16 protein-coding genes, 5 pseudogenes and 1 riboswitch are annotated in these 18014 nt (G+C 33.2%); of the genes and pseudogenes, 12 read left to right on the top strand and 9 right to left on the bottom strand.

Translation table 11 applies throughout. The features are described from left to right. Positions 1-92: 92 nt before the first annotated feature. A pseudogene (locus tag Q9B79_RS20720) lies at positions 93-179 on the bottom strand (aminoglycoside phosphotransferase family protein); the annotation flags it as partial. A gap of 190 nt (positions 180-369) precedes the next feature. Here Q9B79_RS20720 and Q9B79_RS20715 point away from each other — a divergent pair. Next, on the top strand, positions 370-1023 hold the full coding sequence (locus tag Q9B79_RS20715) for a DUF2306 domain-containing protein (RefSeq protein ID WP_306187187.1): 654 nt from the start codon (positions 370-372) through the stop codon (positions 1021-1023). Between the two features lie 91 nt (positions 1024-1114). Here Q9B79_RS20715 and dhaQ read toward each other — a convergent pair whose 3' ends face one another. Both dhaQ and dhaS read right to left on the bottom strand, forming a co-directional pair. Next, a complete protein-coding gene (dhaQ, locus tag Q9B79_RS20710; protein ID WP_306187185.1) occupies positions 1115-2113 on the bottom strand; it encodes a DhaKLM operon coactivator DhaQ in 999 nt (332 codons plus the stop codon). A gap of 19 nt (positions 2114-2132) precedes the next feature. Continuing rightward, positions 2133-2699, bottom strand: coding sequence for a dihydroxyacetone kinase transcriptional activator DhaS (dhaS, locus tag Q9B79_RS20705; RefSeq protein WP_000204220.1), 567 nt, complete (start codon positions 2697-2699; stop codon positions 2133-2135). Positions 2700-2877: 178 nt separating this feature from the next. Here dhaS and dhaK point away from each other — a divergent pair, with 178 nt between their 5' ends. The 6 genes from dhaK to Q9B79_RS20675 all read left to right on the top strand — a co-directional run bounded on the left by dhaK (position 2878) and on the right by Q9B79_RS20675 (position 9345). After that, on the top strand, positions 2878-4629 hold the full coding sequence (dhaK, locus tag Q9B79_RS20700) for a dihydroxyacetone kinase subunit DhaK (protein WP_306187182.1): 1752 nt from the start codon (positions 2878-2880) through the stop codon (positions 4627-4629). A 229-nt stretch (positions 4630-4858) separates the two neighbouring features. Then, entirely contained in the window at positions 4859-5209 is a 351-nt protein-coding gene (locus tag Q9B79_RS20695) for an SH3 domain-containing protein (RefSeq protein WP_306187181.1), read from the top strand. A 423-nt stretch (positions 5210-5632) separates the two neighbouring features. After that, a complete protein-coding gene (locus tag Q9B79_RS20690; RefSeq protein WP_014893254.1) occupies positions 5633-6028 on the top strand; it encodes a hypothetical protein in 396 nt (131 codons plus the stop codon). 392 nt (positions 6029-6420) lie between these two features. After that, positions 6421-6527, top strand: a riboswitch (SAM riboswitch). A gap of 83 nt (positions 6528-6610) precedes the next feature. After that, on the top strand, positions 6611-7669 hold the full coding sequence (locus Q9B79_RS20685) for an LLM class flavin-dependent oxidoreductase (protein WP_306187180.1): 1059 nt from the start codon (positions 6611-6613) through the stop codon (positions 7667-7669). Then, the gene (locus Q9B79_RS20680) at positions 7662-8618 is read left to right on the top strand and encodes an ATP-grasp domain-containing protein (protein ID WP_306187178.1); all 957 of its coding nucleotides are present in this window, start codon (positions 7662-7664) and stop codon (positions 8616-8618) included. The genes Q9B79_RS20685 and Q9B79_RS20680 overlap by 8 nt, the downstream gene beginning before the upstream one ends. A gap of 445 nt (positions 8619-9063) precedes the next feature. Continuing rightward, positions 9064-9345, top strand: coding sequence for a hypothetical protein (locus Q9B79_RS20675; protein ID WP_098346312.1), 282 nt, complete (start codon positions 9064-9066; stop codon positions 9343-9345). Between the two features lie 226 nt (positions 9346-9571). On the opposite strand, the gene Q9B79_RS20670 is transcribed toward Q9B79_RS20675, so the two are convergent. Further along, positions 9572-9682 carry a YjcZ family sporulation protein gene (locus Q9B79_RS20670; RefSeq protein WP_000540371.1) on the bottom strand — a complete coding sequence of 37 codons (111 nt, stop codon included), beginning with the start codon at positions 9680-9682 and terminating at the stop codon, positions 9572-9574. Between the two features lie 403 nt (positions 9683-10085). On the opposite strand from Q9B79_RS20670, the gene Q9B79_RS20665 reads away from it, so the two are divergent. Further along, positions 10086-10367 (top strand): LCI fold-containing protein, encoded by a 282-nt coding sequence (locus tag Q9B79_RS20665; protein WP_000473837.1) that lies wholly within the window; start codon positions 10086-10088, stop codon positions 10365-10367. 160 nt (positions 10368-10527) lie between these two features. Here the strand turns inward: Q9B79_RS20665 and Q9B79_RS20660 are convergent, their stop codons facing one another. Both Q9B79_RS20660 and Q9B79_RS20655 read right to left on the bottom strand, forming a co-directional pair. Then, a complete protein-coding gene (locus tag Q9B79_RS20660) occupies positions 10528-11421 on the bottom strand; it encodes a helix-turn-helix domain-containing protein (RefSeq protein WP_306187174.1) in 894 nt (297 codons plus the stop codon). A 1108-nt stretch (positions 11422-12529) separates the two neighbouring features. Next, positions 12530-12772 (bottom strand): annotated as a pseudogene (locus Q9B79_RS20655) (recombinase family protein); the annotation flags it as partial. Between the two features lie 270 nt (positions 12773-13042). On the opposite strand from Q9B79_RS20655, the pseudogene Q9B79_RS20650 reads away from it, so the two are divergent. From Q9B79_RS20650 to Q9B79_RS20640, 3 genes and pseudogenes are all read left to right on the top strand, one after another. Continuing rightward, positions 13043-13246: pseudogene (locus tag Q9B79_RS20650) on the top strand (DUF3967 domain-containing protein); the annotation flags it as partial. A 302-nt stretch (positions 13247-13548) separates the two neighbouring features. After that, the gene (locus Q9B79_RS20645) at positions 13549-13980 is read left to right on the top strand and encodes an NUDIX hydrolase (RefSeq protein ID WP_306187171.1); all 432 of its coding nucleotides are present in this window, start codon (positions 13549-13551) and stop codon (positions 13978-13980) included. 202 nt (positions 13981-14182) lie between these two features. Beyond that, positions 14183-14293, top strand: a pseudogene (locus Q9B79_RS20640) (IS6 family transposase); the annotation flags it as partial. 107 nt (positions 14294-14400) lie between these two features. Here the strand turns inward: Q9B79_RS20640 and Q9B79_RS20635 are convergent. Then, on the bottom strand, positions 14401-15621 hold the full coding sequence (locus Q9B79_RS20635; protein ID WP_306187169.1) for an MFS transporter: 1221 nt from the start codon (positions 15619-15621) through the stop codon (positions 14401-14403). A gap of 60 nt (positions 15622-15681) precedes the next feature. Further along, positions 15682-16257, bottom strand: a complete 576-nt coding sequence (locus Q9B79_RS20630) for a TetR/AcrR family transcriptional regulator (protein ID WP_306187167.1) — start codon at positions 16255-16257, stop codon at positions 15682-15684. Between the two features lie 208 nt (positions 16258-16465). On the opposite strand from Q9B79_RS20630, the pseudogene Q9B79_RS20625 reads away from it, so the two are divergent. After that, a pseudogene (locus tag Q9B79_RS20625) lies at positions 16466-16812 on the top strand (hypothetical protein); the annotation flags it as partial. On the opposite strand, the gene Q9B79_RS20620 reads toward Q9B79_RS20625, so the two are convergent. Beyond that, positions 16809-17987 carry an ATP-grasp domain-containing protein gene (locus Q9B79_RS20620; protein ID WP_306187165.1) on the bottom strand — a complete coding sequence of 393 codons (1179 nt, stop codon included), beginning with the start codon at positions 17985-17987 and terminating at the stop codon, positions 16809-16811. The pseudogene Q9B79_RS20625 and the gene Q9B79_RS20620 overlap by 4 nt on opposite strands. Between the last annotated feature and the right edge of the window lie 27 nt (positions 17988-18014).

The raw sequence follows: 18014 nt of genomic DNA, 5'->3' as shown, positions 1-18014 counted from the left end.
TTTTATTATATAAAAAGTTTGCTCATCTTATACTTGCGTATCTTCCTCAATTGTGCCCGATTGTTGAATAATGAAATGTGAAAAAATCTTTATACAGTCGAACTAAATGACTCCGGAACGTTCTCGACTGCTAACACATTCAACTTAAATTTATCTATTACTTGTTGCAATATATCCATTAGAAAAACCACCATTTCAGTACCTCTAACAATATAACATATATATTCATTATTTTTAGAAATCTTAATCTATTAAATGTTTCTTTTTCGGGGTTCACTTCATTTCGCTAGAAGGCTTTTCTATTTTTCTCGAGAATGAACAGTAATATATAATCTAATTTCCATGAATATAATAGGGAGGCAGTGAATTTTGAACAGGAAAATTTGGTTTGTATTTACTTGTTTTGCTTTTTTAGTAGCTGGCTATGTTGTTGTCCAATATTTTATTATGGATGGATTTCAAACAGGGCTTGTAAAAGCGAAGCTTATGTTTGGATCTAAATTAAGTGAGTTCTGGTATAGTATGTTATTTATACATATTACAACTAGTATAGTAGCATTAGTAATTGGTCCGTTTACATTATCCGCAAAATTTAGAGAAAGGAATATTAACCGTCACCGAATAGTTGGGAGAATTTATATGGTTGGTATATTATTAGGAGGCGTTTCTGGACTATATCTATCTTTTTATGCTACGGGAGGTTTGGTAGCGAAGCTAGGTTTCGGTTTGTTATCCGTATTGTGGCTAACATCAGCATATCAAGCATTACATAGAGTTAAAAATAAAAAAATTAAAGATCATCGGAATTGGATGATTAGAAATTATGCTTTAACCTTTGCGGCAGTTACATTAAGAATTTGGCTACCGTTGTTTATCGTTCTATTTGGAATAGAGCGGTTTGAACTTAGTTACGCTATTATTGCTTGGTTAGCGTGGGTACCAAATGTAATTGTTGCAGAATTATTTATAAGAAAAAGACGTAATAAAGGAAAATACGAAGAAAATGAAGATTTACATTTTTGATGTGAATTTGCTGTCATATTGAGGGCAGAAATTTTTAATAGCTGAATTACGTACAAAAATAGGATGGCCAATGGAAGCCATCCTATTTGTATTACCAACTAGCAGTTTCCGTACTTTCCTTCAACCACTTCACCCAATCCAAATCCTCCACCTTAAGCAAACTGAGCGAAACACCCTTCATATCTAAAGAAGTTAGCAATGTACCAACCTTTACGAACTCCACATGTAAGCCTTCCAGCTCACATAAACGGCGAATATCATTTGCGAAAATGTATTGTTCCATTAGTGGAGTTGCGCCTAGTCCGTTAATAAGGATGGCGAAGTTGTCACCTTTTCTCCAGCGGTAAATGCTTTTTAGTTTGTTCATTAGTTCGATCGCTAATATTTCAGAAGAGGATAGTGCTTCTTTACGGTAACCTTTTTCGCCGTGGATACCGACGCCGTAAAAGACTTCATCTTCGTTTAATGTGAATGAAGCTTTTCCTTTCACTGGATCATTCGCAGGTGAAAGGGCAACTCCTAATGTGTGTAAGTTTTCAGTGATAGAACGGCCGAGTACTGTTAGTTCTTCTAAAGAGTGACCCTCAAGAGCGGCCGCACCGAGTATTTTTTGAACGAAAATAGTACCAGCGACGCCGCGTCTTCTTTTATTAAACGAAGTATCATCTTCAATTGAAACATCATCATTTACGATGATGTGGTCAATTTGTCTTCCTTCTTCTTTTGCGATTTGTTCTGCGGCTAGAAAGTTCGCTACATCATCTTTAAAGTTTTTGATGATGAATAAAATACTCTTATCTTTTGGCATGAGGCGAGTTGCCGAAATAATTTGTTCCACTGTAGGCGGAGTGAAGATGCTTCCGTTTACTGCAGCCGTAAGCATTCCTTTTCCTACATAACCAATATCAGCAGGTTCGTGTCCGCTACCACCGCCGCTTATGATGACAACGTTTTGCTTCATTTTCTCGATATCTTTTACATAAATGATGTTATTAGTTTCGTCGTAATTTACTTTGTCGTTATGTTCAAAATAAAAGCCGTGCATCATATCTTGAACGATATGTTGTACATCATTCATAATTTTTTTCATTGCTTTTTCCACCCTTTAATTACTTTGCAGATTGCTCCAGTAATAGTAGTAATTGATTGTTTATCATATTTTTCATGAGAGAAGACATAATGGAAGGATCTACTTCGCATTTGCTTTCAATCCAGTCTTTTATCGTTCCAACGAAGCCGTGACTATAAAAGGAGGCAATCGTATTTTTTGTCTCATCAGAAAGGCTGAATCCACAGCTCACAGATAGTTCATCAATAATCTTCATATATAAGTTTTTCGTATGCTCAAATAAATAGTGATTGAACGAGTTTTGCTCAATGACTTTAAAAGCATTTCGGTAAAATTTTTGATTTTCATAAAAGTAATCAAATAATAAATCAAAAATATTTTCCCACGTTTCATAGTCGAGAAAGTCGATAATGTTTTCTTTCGTTTCTTCCCTATAAATCCAGCTTAATAGTTCAAATTTATCTTTAAAATGATAATAAAAAGTTTGCCTACGCATTTGACAGTGTAACATAATATCACTCACTGATATTTTATGAAACGACTCTGTTTCCATTAAATACTTCAATGAATTTGCGATTATCTTTTTAGAAATTATAGAAGAGGTCATGTGAATCATCCCTAGAATGTTAGTAATATGAAAATCCTACCCATAAATGAGAGCGGTGTCTTTAGACAGATTGTCCATTTTGTCCGTTTACTATAAAACGCTTTCATTTTAACATGAGTAGTAAGAAGAAGATTTCAAATATATCACAATATATTAAAGGAATTGAGGGAGAATCACAATGAAAAAGATTATAAACAAACCAGAAACATTAGTAATGGAAATGTGCAACGGAATGGTTATGGCTCATCCAGAGCTTGAGCTTTTGAAAAAATATAAAGTCATTAAGAAGAAAGAAATGAATGAAAACAAAGTAACGTTAATTAGTGGCGGCGGTAGTGGTCATGAGCCAGCGCATGCAGGTCTAGTCGGAAAAGGAATGTTAGATGCGGCAGTTTGCGGAGATGTGTTTGCTTCGCCTTCACAAATTCAGGTGTATCAAGCAATTAAAGAGACAGCTAGTAAAAAAGGTACGTTATTAATTATTAAAAACTACAGCGGCGATATTATGAATTTCAAAAACGGAGCTCATTTAGCAACGGAAGATGGAATTGAAGTAGATTACGTAAAAGTGGACGATGATATTGCGGTAGAAGATAGCTTGTACACAGTAGGACGCCGCGGCGTTGCGGGCGTTATTTTAGTTCATAAAATTGCCGGCGCAGCAGCGGAAGCAGGTATGGATTTAGAAGCGGTGAAAGCCGCCTCTGAAAAAGCAGCTGCTAACGTGCGCACAATCGGTTTAGCGTTAACGTCTTGTACAGTTCCAGCGAGCGGATCACCTACTTTCACACTTGCGGAAGATGAAATGGAATACGGCGTAGGTATTCACGGTGAACCAGGAATTAAGCGTGAAAAAATGCTGTCAGCAGATGAACTAGCGAACCGTATGACAAACGATCTTGTAAAAGATTTAGGAGTAAAAGATGGCGAAGAAATTGCACTTCTAGTTAACGGTTTTGGCGGAACACCACTGCAAGAACTTTACTTATTTAACAACGCAGTGACGCGAGAATTAGCTGCTAGAAACATTACAATTAATAGAGTATTCGTTGGTAACTATATGACGAGTATCGATATGGCGGGTATGTCTTTAACAGTAATGAAATTAGATGATGAGCTAAAAACATTACTATCAAAAGAATGTAATACACCAGCGTTTAAAGTAGATGGACCAGTTGAAAGTGTTGAGTACGTAAATGTGCTTGAAGAAACAGAAGAGAAAGAAGTTTCGTTCGAAATAGAAACAGCGGAAGAGCACGCCGTTATAAAAGATAATGTCATTACATTAAACAACATGATTTATCTCGTTGATAAAATGAGTGACGTCATTATTAAAAATGAAGTACCATTCTGTGAGTTAGACACGCACGCTGGTGACGGTGACTTCGGAATGAGTGTGGCAAAAGGGTTTAAGCAATTAAAACGTGAGTGGCATTCTATTGTAGATCAAGAGAACGTAACGATCGGATCATTCCTTGACGGTTGTTCGATGATTATTATGGAACATTGCGGCGGCGCATCTGGTCCAATTTGGGGCGGAGCATTCCGAGCAGCTAGTAAAGCAGCCGGCGAAAAACGTGAGCTAACAGTGAAAGAATTCGCTGAAATGTTACAAGCAGCACTGCAAGGCATACAATCTATCGGTGAAAGATCATTCGGTAGAGGAGCGGTAGTTGGTGATAAAACACTTGTTGACGCACTTGCTCCATGTGTAGACTCTTGGTTAGCTAGCGCTTCAAACGAAGAAGATATGAAAACTGCCTTTGAGAAAGGAGCAGAAGCAGCGGTTAAAGGAGCAGAGTATACGAAAGAAATCGTAGCACGCATGGGCCGCGCTGGTACAGTTGGTGAAAGAAGTTTAGGCTATCCAGATGCAGGTGCACATGCGCTTGGGGTTATCTTTACGGAGATTGCGGGTAGTTTGAAATAGGAATGAGAAAGTCCCTTTGCCTTAAGGCGGAGGGACTTTTATATAGTTGATATGTAGAAGACTTCTTCGATGCTCTCTCTGTAAAGATATGAGTTTGTTAATATTTTTGATAAAATCTTATTTCAAAAATCCAACTAATATTTCTCAACATTAATATATTGAAAATAGTTAGAATATTTAGGATAATTGTTTGTGAAGAAACATATTATAAAAAAAGGGGGAATTGATTTTGTTACGTCGCTTATCTATTTGTACTTTATTAACAGCTTTTATTTTTACTTTGTTTACATTTAATGGCTCTGCTTTCGCGGCTACGAATACTACTGAAAATGAAACAGTAGTAGCAGCTTGTGCAAAGGGAGGTACGGTAGGTACATATGGTGCAAAGATGCGCAGTGGTTACACTGTTGGATCACCTGTGTTACATACATTTAATAGTGGTGAGAAAATTACTGGAACATGGGTAACTGGTGAATATGTTCAAGGTCATTACAGTAATTCTAATCAGTGGTTAAAAGTTACTTATAAAGGGATGACAGGTTATGTATCCCACACAACATTATATAACATTTGCTCATAAAACTATGTAATATAATAGCTTTTGAGATATTGAACTAATCCCTTCTAGGGATTAGTTCTTTTTTATTTCCTAGTTTTTAATGGAGCATTTTTTTTGGGAAAACCAACGATTCATTAAATCAAGAGCTTTATGTTTATATATGATTCATTTGTACCTATATCAAATCTTTCAATGTTTTTGCTTATTTGAGAGATTTCTTCAATCAAATAGATATATTAATCATATAATTTGTCCCTATCAAAATGAACGTTTCTTGCATCTAATATATTGTAACTATATTTTATCCCGCATTAACGGGCAGTAAGACCCCCACCTAAAAATTCAGCGGAAGCAAAGAAGTTAGGTGAGGGATCAACTGCCCGTAAAAGCCCGATTGGCGAGGGCTGATTAAAGTTTCACTTTATTTTGAAAGGATGTGATTATATGGCTCATAAATCTACTGGAGTGTTTCGAGTTCCAGTTTCTGAGAATGGAATTATTCCAACTGCTCTCAACATTATGTTAAACAATGATTCACGTCACCATACTAGTAAGGTAACGGTAAGTGTTAAGAGAAGTCGAAATATTTCTTTCCCAACTCAAACTGAATTAGTTGAAATCTCTCGTACGTTTGTTTCTTTAGAACCAAACAGTACAACTAAGATTGTGTTGTTTACTCCAGAATTCCAAATAGAAGATTTTCTTGATGTCATCATCAGTGGAAATAAATATGATGTTAAGGATGTTCTTGTATATTCTTTTTTAGCAGATTCAGCAGGTCACAATCTGCCATCTACTGTTTTCAGAAATGCAGAATATACTTTTACTCTTGCTTGCTGACATCGTGATGATGTATTCTTTACTGTCATATATCTGAAGGGAAATGTTAAATAGGAGTTGATTTAAATTTTATTTGGGTCCTCCAAAGAAGTCTGCTTTGGCTAAATAAACATGAAATTTCGTGTCTATTATTCCGAAAGCAACTTTACAGGGGAACAGATTTTTCCCGATGAAGCAGCACTTATAGAAGTAAAGCAACTTAGTTATAAATGATGTTTTCGACATGATACAACATACCCCTTTATATATCTGCAAGTAAAACAACATAATACTCGTATAAACCTCTATAACAATATGATTTTCTAGATATCATTTAATATTTATCGGAAAAATAAGCATTAAAGTATTGATTTTCATTATTCTGATGATTATAATAAATGGAAATCAAACAATTCTTATGTTGAGAAGTGGAGGGACGGGCCCTATGAAGCTTCGGCAACCTCGTTTTAGACGAAAGGTGCCAAATCCTGCAGGTGAAAAAACACCTGAAAGATAAGAGCGGTTCACTTAGTCAAGAAGGCTACTCTTATTTCGATAAGAGTAGCCTTTTTTTATGGCTAAAAGATAAAGGGGGAATAGGTAGTGGAGTATGGTTTTTGGTTACCGATTTTTGGGGGATGGCTTCGAAATGTAGATGATGAATTTATGCCACCTACGTTTGAGTATGCAAAACAAACAGCGCAAGCGGCAGAACAATTAGGTTTTTCAACAACACTTATTGCGGAGTTAAATTTAAATGATATAAAAGGTGTGTCAGCACCAAGTTTAGAAGCGTGGACAACTGCGGCAGCACTTGCAGCAGTAACGGATAAATTAGAGATTATGACAGCTGTAAGACCTGGATTCCACAATCCAGCAGTTACAGCGAAAATGGCAGCGAATATCGATCAATTAAGTAATGGTCGTTTTACACTGAATGTAGTTTCAGCATGGTGGGAAGAAGAAGCAAGACAGTACGGCGGAGTATTTACTGCACATGATGAAAGGTATGATCGCACAGAGGAATTTGTAACAATTTTGAAAGAGCTTTGGAAAGAAGACGAGTTTTCTTATAAAGGGAACTTTTATGAGCTTCAGCATACACATTTAAGTCCAAAACCTGTGCAGAAACAAGGCATTAAGCTTTATGCAGGTGGTGAGAGTGAGCGAGGAAAAGAGGTCATTGTAAATCACGCGGATGCATATGTAATGCACGGGGGAACAGTGGAAGAAGTATCTGTGAAAATAGAAGATATGAAGAATCGTAGAAAGAAAGTGACAGAGGAGCCATTGCAGTCATTTGGGCTTGCAGCTTACGTCATTTGTCGTGATACAGAAGAAGAGGCGTTAGAAGAATGGAGACGCATAACGGATGTGAAAGATGATGCGTTAGGTTACGCGGGTTACCAAGATTTTGTAAGTAAATCGCAGTTGGAACAGCAAGTGAAGCTGAATGATTATTCCGTATCGAATCGCGGGTTACGTCCTAATTTAATCGGAACACCAGAACAAATTGCAGAAAGGATACTTGCTTTTGAAGAAGTCGGTGTTACGTTATTACTTTTACAATTTTCACCACAGCTTGAAGAGATGAAACGATTTTCTGAAAAAGTGATGCCATTAGTTGAAGCAAAAAGAAAGGAATTGATTACAAATGAGTAAAATTTACATATTACATGAGAATAAGGAATGGACGAATCATTTAGTGAAAAGGTTGGAAGAACTGGAGTTGCCATATGAGGAATGGCTTTTAAATGAAGGAACACTTCCGTTAGAACAAGAACCTCCCAAAGGTGTTTTTTATAGCCGCATGAGTGCTTCTTCACATACGCGAGGGCATCGATATGCACCTGAATTGACTGAAGGAGTTCTTGCTTGGTTAGAGGGATACGGGCGAACAGTATTTAATGGATCTCGTGCATTACGTCTTGAAGTAAGTAAATTGAATCAATATGCAGCATTAAGAAAATTTGGGATACAAGTGCCGAAAACAATTGGTGCTGTTGGCCGTGATCATATAGTAAAAGCAGCAAAGGAGTTAGGAGAAGTACCGTTCATTACAAAGCATAACCGTGCAGGTAAAGGGCTCGGTGTTCAACTCTTTCATTCCATCGATGCTTTAGAACAATATTTGGATAGTCCGGCGTTTGAAGAACCTATTGATGGAATTACTTTAATCCAGCAATATATTGAAGCGCCAGAACCATATATTACACGTTGTGAGTTTGTAGGTGGTCAGTTTGTATATGCAGTCAAAGTAGATACATCAGAAGGATTTGAACTTTGTCCAGCAGATGCGTGTTCTATCCAAGATGCTTTCTGCCCAGTAGGAGAAGAGAGTAAGAAAGAGACATCAACAAAATTTGAAATTATATCAGATTTCCAAGAGCCAATTATTGAACAATACAAAGAGTTTTTGAAAGAAAATGAAATTACCGTTGCTGGTATTGAATTTATTCGCAGTGCGGATGGAACAATTTATACGTATGATATTAATACAAATACAAACTATAATTCTGACGCAGAGTCTACAGCGAATCAATTTGGTATGCTTGAGCTTGCTACATTCCTTGGAAGAGAATTAGAGAAACAAGTAGAGGCAGTTAAATAATAGATAAGGTTCTAGTGAAAACTTTTGTTAAAGTAATCGTTGTCGTATGATTCAGTTTTAGGCTATCCAGATACAGGTGTACATGCGTTTGAAATAGGAGTAAGCAGATTGCCTCTAGCTTAAGCGAAAGGGGATCTGCTTACTCCTATATATATTCCCATAATTGCTTCTATTGTATTGAGAATAATGGCATCTACATCAAAAAAATGTCTTGAAAAATATTTATCAAACTTAACATACAAATGTATCATAAAAGTGAATAAGGCTTATATTTTGTTTTTAAATAGATATAATTTGAGGGGATTCCGATGATATTTCCTCTAATAGAATTGTGTGATAAGCTATATATAACTGTATATTGTGAGGGTGGGAGATTGCTATCCTTTCTCTGATTTTATATAAGAAAAAATTATTTGAGCTTTAATGGAAATGGAGAATATATTATATGATTTTAGGAATTTCATATTTTGATATTTTTTGTATTGTAGTGATTGTCTCGTTTTTCTTGATTTTTTGGAGATTGAATGTATGGTATAACAAAAAATATAATGTTCCTAAAGTTTTTCAATGGTTTCCTAGAAAATGGGGTAAAAGAAAAGTCTCAGAGCATTTATCACAATTAAATGAAAAGCTAGCGGCTGAAGGTAAAGGGATTTGGGTTACAATCTATGCTATAGATTTATACATTGTAACTATTCCTTGTACAGTCAAAAAATATAAATCTTAATAAATATATTTAAAGAAAGACCTTTTAATTAAAATAAAAGGTCTTTCTTTGCGGGACAAAATGCCCCCAAATTCTTTTCGTTAAAAGCTCATGTCTTAAATCGATTCATATTTGAGGGATGGCAAATGTGAAAAATAATCAATTGTTATAAAAGTTTGGAACCCAATAATGAATAGGGCACATAAAGAAAAGGTACCTATATATAGGTACCTTTTCTAATAGTTTTTTAGCAGAAACAACTGCATCCGATAATGATTAATAGAATAAATAATACAACTAATAAAGCAAATCCTCCAGCGAAACCGCAGCCTTCGCCGCAACTACCACCATATCCCATAACAATAGTGCCTCCTTTAGATAAGAGGGTAAAACTAGGGTTCATTCCATTGATTTTAATGGGTTCACTTTACTTTATGTTTTAAAGAACAAATGGAGCAGGTCCTTTTGAAAATAAAGAAAAGACGCCATTAGGCGCCTTCCTTTTAGGTAGATAAGACTTTAGTTTTCCAATCTAAAGAAATTTTGTATCAGCTCTTTGTGAGTATAGCATAATATCTGATTGATTTATTATGCATTGTTACATATTTTCCAATCACCCTTTATTTTCCATTTGATAAAATAAAATCCCAATATTACCAAAAGTTAAATAAATATTTCTACATATTCAAGATATTTACATAAATTACAAAAGTGATACATTTAAGTTGTAAGCTATAAAAACTATTAAAGGGGGATTTATTATGTTCAAGAAATTAGTAGTAGGGCTATTGGCAACTGGTATTGCATTAACAGGAGGAATTGGGGCAGCTTCAGCTGATACGCAAAAAGCTGTGAGCTCTCCGAAGCAAGCAACGTGCTCAATTCCTTATGAGTATTCTAATGGTAAATTCAAAAGAACTCTTTATTACTCAAATGGAGTATATGCTAATAGTTTTAATGAAAATGTTTGTGGCGGGACGATTACGTGGTATTTAAAACATGTTCAAAATGGAGTTGCTTTTTACGAAGGTAATTTAAAATAGTAGATTTTTTGAACCTCATTTATCCCGCATTAACGGGCAGTAAGACCCCCACCTCAAAATTCAGCGGAAGCAAAAGAAGCTAGGTGGGGGATGAACTGCCCGTAAAATCCCGATTGGTGAGGGCTGATAATCAGTGGGGGATGAACAAAACCTCCACTGATTAAAGTTTCACTTTATTTTGTATTTCAATCAGTTCATCTGGTAGCGTTTTTGTATAATATTCTTTTTCTGTTAGTTCAAATATAAATAATGCTTTTTTCCAGTTATAAACAACCTCTTCTACATTATGTTGTTTAATCTTTAATAAATATTGACCTTTTAAATAGAATAGTTCACCTAATAGGTATAAAGTATTTAGATTAATTGCTAATTTTATACCCTTATCAAGGTATTTTATTGCCTCTTCATGTTGATATGTGGAGTCTAAACATTTTGCTAAATTTAACATGATTTTTAATTTGATTTCTTTATCTCTAGGAAAATCTAACTTATTAAAATTAGTTAAACATCTTCTTAATATATTAATACCTTTTTCATAATTTTTATTTTCCGCATAAAATATAGCCATTGTTTGCATAATATCTATTTCTCTTTCTGATAAAAAATCAGAATTAGTTAAAGTCAGTTTTAATGCATTATTTAAAAGATCTAAAGCAGTTTTTATTGATCTATCCACCGTAAATATAGCAATTGCTTCGTGCCATATTAGAAACTGTTTCTCTTCTTTTGTTTGAAAATTATTTAAGTTTTTCTCTTTTTTTACTATTTCATAAAGTTCTTTATATTGTTTTTGTTTTAAGCAGTCTTTTATTACATATTTTACGTTTTCTACATATTTTAATCTTTTGTTTTGAGTTAGTGCAAATATATTATTTGGATCAATACCAAGTCTTTCTGATAACTGATATAACAATATACTAGATGGATAAATCATACCTTTTTCGATCTTGCTAATTTGACTTTGTGAACATATTCCATGACATAATTCGGATTGTGATATATTTTTTTTCATTCTAAGTTCTTTAATGATAATACCCAAATCGTTAAATTCCATTTTTCCACCTACTATCTAGCACTTTATTAGTAAAGGAATATTCCTTAACCTTAATGTAATGTAAAAATAATGTAGTTGCAATTATTGTTTGTTGTAAAGGGCTTACCGTTTTCATAAGGTGGTAAGGATTATAATATGTACAAAAAAGGCACCCAAAGGTGCCTTCCTCTGACTTGAACCATCTTCATTTTCATAATGTGTATTGGACTCCCATACGAATATTATTTTACCATGTTAAATACCTGAATTCATTGAGAAAAAGATATAATTCATTATTCATTCTGTTAAAGGATATTTATCTAACGCAACATATGAATAGTCCATAAATGTATCAAAAAAATGAACAAATCGTGATTGAAATAAAAAGGTTCTTACTATTACGTAAGAACCCATAAACAAAAAAGTCGGTTGTTTCCGCAACCACCTTTCAGTGAAACAAAGCAATTTTTTAGAAATAAAATATGGATGATTCCTGAAAATGTTATAGGATATAATTCAATTTTTATAATTCAAGTGACGAGTTTAATTTATCCCACTATTTGAGGGCAGTAGGAAGCCCATCCAAAAATTCAGCGGAAGCAAAGAAGTTAGGTGGGGGATGAACAAAACCCCCACTGATTAAAGTTTCACTTTATAAGAAAGGAATGACTACATTATATGGAAGCTTGTCTAACAAAGTTACAAATAAAAGAGCAGCTAGCAAGGGCTAACTGCTCAATACAAGGAGATACAGAGAAAACTAAATGGGTTTTGGCATACAGCCTATCAACATTATGGACATAATATTGAGTTTTATTCAAAGGAATTCATGCTTTATAAATTAGATTACGATAGTCGATATTCTCCATATTGACCAGAAAAGAACCAAGAATTCTAGTGAAATTCCAAGTGTTCTTTTTCTAGTTTTTTGAAATTCTTTTATTAAATAGCCAACAGCACTAATTGCTATAAGAATGAAAAGAATAAGTTCTAGTGTAACTGGCATTTGATCCGCTCCTAATATGTTAATTTGTAATATAAACATTATAGGATATTTTTGTGGTTAGTAGTGAAAAATTTAGCAAAACTATCTCTATATAAAAAAAGATCCTGCTATCTCCAACAGAACCTCTTCTAAAATGTCATTCATAGTTCTTCCAAGTCTGGTTAATGAGTCGAAAACAATTGTATCACCTGAACGGGCGTATCTTTTCATTGCTTGATACTTTTCTCTATCCATATTACTACCAGTTTTTTTATCGATAAAAATATCTCGTTCGTCAATTCCACATTTTCTCATATTTACGATTTGACGTTCTTCGTTCTGATCTTTGCTGGAAACACGAACGTATCCTAATTTTTTACTACTCATCAATTAACAACCTCTTTAAAAATTTGAATCTTAAAACTTTTTAATCTAGTCAACTTAAATCATAACAAAAACACTTCAAAAGGTATATTTTCTTTTTGATGTGTGCCAAAAGTATTTTTCGTACCTTTTGAAGCATATTTTTTTAGTTCCCTTCATTCCCAAAAGGTGTACCTTTTAGAAGTGTGGAGATAGAAAAATTTCCAAATAGGAGCTGGCGTAGCGCTATGTCAGAAGCAGAGAAGTAATGGAGTCTAATAGTCATTTAGAGGTACAGTTAGAGAGTATTGGGAGGTTCTTGAACGTGAGGGATATGAAGTAAGAAAGTATAGTCGAGGGTAAAGGGGATATATATAGTTTGAGGTTATACTTATTGAACAATTAGTAGAGTTGAGCAAGCAAGATGGTATGACTTTACAAAAAGCTGCGAAAATGATAGCAAAGCAGTTTGGAATCCCAGGGAGTAAATCTGGTTCCTTATCAAATAAAGTATTAATTCCAATAACAATATAGCGCTATGTTATCCTTTTTGTATTAATGTTTGTGGCAAAGGGCAGTGGGACCCCCATCTGTAAATTTATAATAAGGTTGCATCGTTTATAAAGAAAATTAATAAAAAGTCCTGTATTAATCAAGGACTTTTTTTGTTCTGCTATTGTACCATATTTTGGATTTATTAAGGGGATTGGATTGTTCTATTTGAAAGATTGAGTTATTCTATAGAAGAACAAGGATTTATAAAGATAAATATAATAAATTTATAGAATGGAGAAAGTCAATTGGAACAAATCACACAAAATATTTATTCACCGCCAAAACATATAGTTTCAGCAACGACTATTGTAATCAATGAACAAAAAGAACTTCTATTGATTAAAGGACCTGGAAGTGATTGGGGAATTCCAGGTGGACAAGTTGAAGAAGGAGAGTCTTTGAATGATGCTGCAATAAGGGAAACTAAAGAGGGAACAGGTATTGACATTGAGGTTTTAAAATTTTGTGGAGTATTCCAAAATTTGAACCATTCAATATGTAATACGTTGTTTTTAGCTAAACCAGTTGGAGGCAAATTAACGATTACACCAGAAAGTTTGGAAGTAGGGTTCTATCCTATTGAACAAGCTTTAGAAATGGTAAATCTGATGGATTTAAGACAAAGCATTGAATACGGTTTGGAAGAAAACAAACAAGCTTTTTATAGAGAATTTTAAAAACAGTCTCCTATAATAGTGTGTTATTATTAGACAACATAAGTAAAAAATGAACAAGCTTTTTTATAAAAAACAATCTTAAATCTATTAGAAAAGCATCCATTTTAATCAATTTTTTTTCAAGATGGATGCTTTTAATTTATTAGGAGAAATAGCATTTTTTCACGTTTTTTTCAGGGTGTTCAATACTATTATTTACTAAGGGATTGAATTAACAAGAGTTCAAACGATATATAAACAAAGACGAAGTCTTGAATCAGACTTCGTCTTTTCAGTGTACAAAGAACTACAGCCATTAGTAACGATCGCTTAATCCTAGTTCTAATTTGTAGACTTATTTATATTTTTGACTGTGCAACAGAAGCGCTAAAGTTACCTCAAAAATTAGATGTTGACGCTAGTTTCTGAGGACATTGATAGTTAGGACATGTATTTATTTTTAGTTTTTAATAAACTAATTGTATTATTTTTTATTAAATGAACTATTAAGGCAATTAAAGGTAAAGCAGCTCCAATGAGTAAAGTTACTTCACTATTAAATTTATAGTAAGTATAACTTCCAATCCATGAACCAAAGGCTCCTCCCAAAAAGAAAATAGTCATATATAATCCATTAAGTCTGTTTCTTATCTCGGGATTCAAACCAAAGATAATTTTTTGACCTAATAATAAATTTCCTGCTACACCAATATCAATGCAGATACCTGAGATAAGAATTAAAATTATGCTAAATATTGAATGATCTTGAACAAAGAATAATAGTACGATCGATAATAGTACGAGTACCATTGATACATTAGTCATTGTAAAAATATAACCTTTATCTGCTATTTTACCAATAGTAGGAGTTAATAAAGCTCCAGCAATTGCAACAAAGCCAAATAATGCAATTTCATTATTTGAAAAATGTAATGGCTCTGATCTTAATAAAATTGGAATAGCTGTCCAATAAAGGCTAAATGTAGCAAATAAACATGCGTGATAAAAAGCTCTTTGTTGTAAAGGAGAAGTATTTATTAGTAGCTTTACCATAGAAGCTATTAAATTTGGATATGTCATGTTACTAGTTGAGACAACTTCATAGTTGGGTAAAAATTTTAGAATTAATAGTAATACAGTAACTAGGGTTATTAATGAAAAAAGAAATACCATTCTCCAGCCAAACCAGTCTGCTATTCCGATAGATAATGGGCGAGCAATCATAATCCCAATCAATAAACCACTCATAACTTTGCCCACATATTTACCTGCCTCTTCAATCGGCACGATTCTCATTGTTAATGGAACTAACATTTGAGCTGCACAGGCACCAATGCCAATTATAGTTGTTAATAGTAAAAAAATAATTCCATTTGTCGAAATTAGCGTACCAATTAATGAAAGAATAGTTAACCCGATAAGAATTCCTATTATTTTCTTACTTTTAAATAAGTCAGCCATTGGTACGATAAAAAATAAACCCAGTCCATATCCAATTTGTGTCAAGGTAGTGAGCAATCCAGATAAATCAGAAGAAATGTTCAGATCTTTTGCAATGAATTGTACAATTGGTTGCGCATAATAAATATTTGCAGCAAGTGAACCACAACTAATTGCTAAAATAAATATTAGAAAATTTGTCTTTTTAGTCAATTTTATCATCCCTTTTAATTATTTTCATTATTTTGGTACGTTCGTTCCGAAAATCTTAAAAAAGAAAGACTATAGGTCTGCAATAGTCTTATCCACTAGATGATAGGCTAAATCTTTCTCTTTTTTATATCTGGACATTAAATTAATGCTATGATTTAAACTCAATAAAGAATATGCCACTAATTCAGAATTAGCATCTTGTGAGATTTCTCCTTTCTTTTTTCCTTCTTCAATGACTTGTTTAAATACTTTATCAAGTTCATTAAAATCATTTATAAGTATTTCTTCTATGGAAGGATCAATATGTCCAATAAGCAGTGAAGAATTAGTTATAATACAACTTTTTGGAATATGATCTGAATAGCATTTTTCAATATGTTTATAAAAAAAGGATTTAAGTGATGCTTTCGTATTTATACCACTAAAAAGTAATTGTCTCTTTTGAGAGCCATAGTTTTTATAATGTTCCAAAACCATTTTAAATAGTGCATCCTTATCTCCAAAACTATCGTAGAGAGTGGATCGACTTATGCCCATCTTTTTAATAAGATCTGATATATGTGTAGCGTCATAACCTTTTTCCCAGAATAAATGCATAGCTTTATTTAAAGCATGTTCTTTGTTAAAACTGATCTTTCTCCCCAATTTAAAACACCACCATTCATATAAATTAGTATACGTGTTTTGGAACGATAAGTCCATAAAATCCATCTTGATATCAAGTCTTCCATTAAAAAATGAGGGTGTTAATACCAAATGTTTCTGGCTCAAATGAAATGTGGTCATACCATTTCGATAAAGACTAGGCAACTCTAGAGTTTTAAAAATAGGAGTGTATGTTCAGGAGTAATCAACCCAAACATTGGTGGATATTGCGATGAACCAATGTTTAATTTTACAAAAATCTATTAATATATGGGAGTGTATGAGTCAAGATTTTTCTTTCAGATAAGCATATGAAGCAGAGGGAATTTTGATAGATGAGATTATATTTTTTTCCTATCATCGTAATGAAAAGAAGAAGGGGTTCAACAAGGAAAAATACAGACAATCAAAGGTATGAATGAACTTGGCGTGCCACTTGAAGTAATTACTAAGGACAGCAAACTAAATGTTGATAAGGTTGAACGTATTCTAGAAAAAAGTAATTTTGAAAAAAGAAACGAAGTCAAAGTGACTTCGTTTTTTTTATGTAATTAATTTGTTTCATATATAATTTCTAATTTGTTTATAATCTCGTTTGCAAGCTTTTCAGCTTTTTGTGGTGTTTTATCTTCAACAATAAAGTATCCTACACGGCTTAAAAATTGGGCTGGTGGAATATCCGTTTTAATGCCTTTTAGATTATTCATTATATAGAAATCTTTCACCTCAGGTCTTTTTAAATGCTCTAGCCCTTTAATGTGACTAATAGTACCTTTTTTATCAGGAATAATGAACATTATACATGCACCTTTATCCTTATATTTATGAAGACTTGTAGGTTGTTTTCCTAAAGCAATTTCAAATGCTCCCGTCGAAAAATCAATACCAGTCGCATACTGTATTAATAGGGGGATAAAATCTCCGCCTATCCGGAGATTTAGTTCAATTAAACAAGGGCCCTGTTTAGTATAACGAACTTCTGCATGAATTGCTCCATTCTCAATTTCAAATGAATTAACAATTTGCTTGATATAAGTTTTAATTTCATTATAAAATTGATTATGTTTATACCCAGGGAAAACATGCCCTCTTTCTTCAAAATAGGGTTCAGCACTTAATAGTTTATCTGTACATTCTATGAAACATATTTCCCCCTGAAAAACTAAAATTTCTACACTAACTTCAGGTCCTTCAAAATACGGTTCAACAACTACTTTTGATATTTCAGGAAATGAATTTAAGATAGTATTAAAATAATATGAAACATCTTGTAAACTCTCCGCTTTAAAGACTGAGATACTACCATAACCAGAAACGGGTTTTAAAATTAAAGGAAATTCAATTTTATCTATGACATTTATAAATTCTTTTTCATTCTTGACAAGATATGAACGAGCATCTGAAAGCCCCTTATTATACATGAATTTTCTCAATTCATATTTGTTACGACAGCGATTTATTAAAGCAGATGAATGGAAGGGCAAATTTATTTTCTCTGATATCTTTGCTGTTTCAATCAATTTCAGTTCATTATAAGTAATAATACCATCAAATTTATTTTCATTATCCATATTTTGTAGCTCTTGGTTTGTTATATAATCCATAATATATGGTTTTTCCCATGAAACTGGATTTTCTTTTACTAAACATATAGGAATATTATTTGCTTTTGCATTCTGTAAAATATATTTACGAAATATTCTTGAACCACTATCAACTAAAAGTAGCATAATTATCCCTCTCTTATTTTTTATAGA

Source organism: Bacillus sp. MHSD_36 (assembly GCF_030757775.1).
In the GTDB taxonomy this organism is placed as follows: domain Bacteria; phylum Bacillota; class Bacilli; order Bacillales; family Bacillaceae_G; genus Bacillus_A.
The sequence above is the reverse complement of the archived record's forward strand: the minus strand, read 5'-3'. Positions and strand labels throughout refer to the sequence as shown.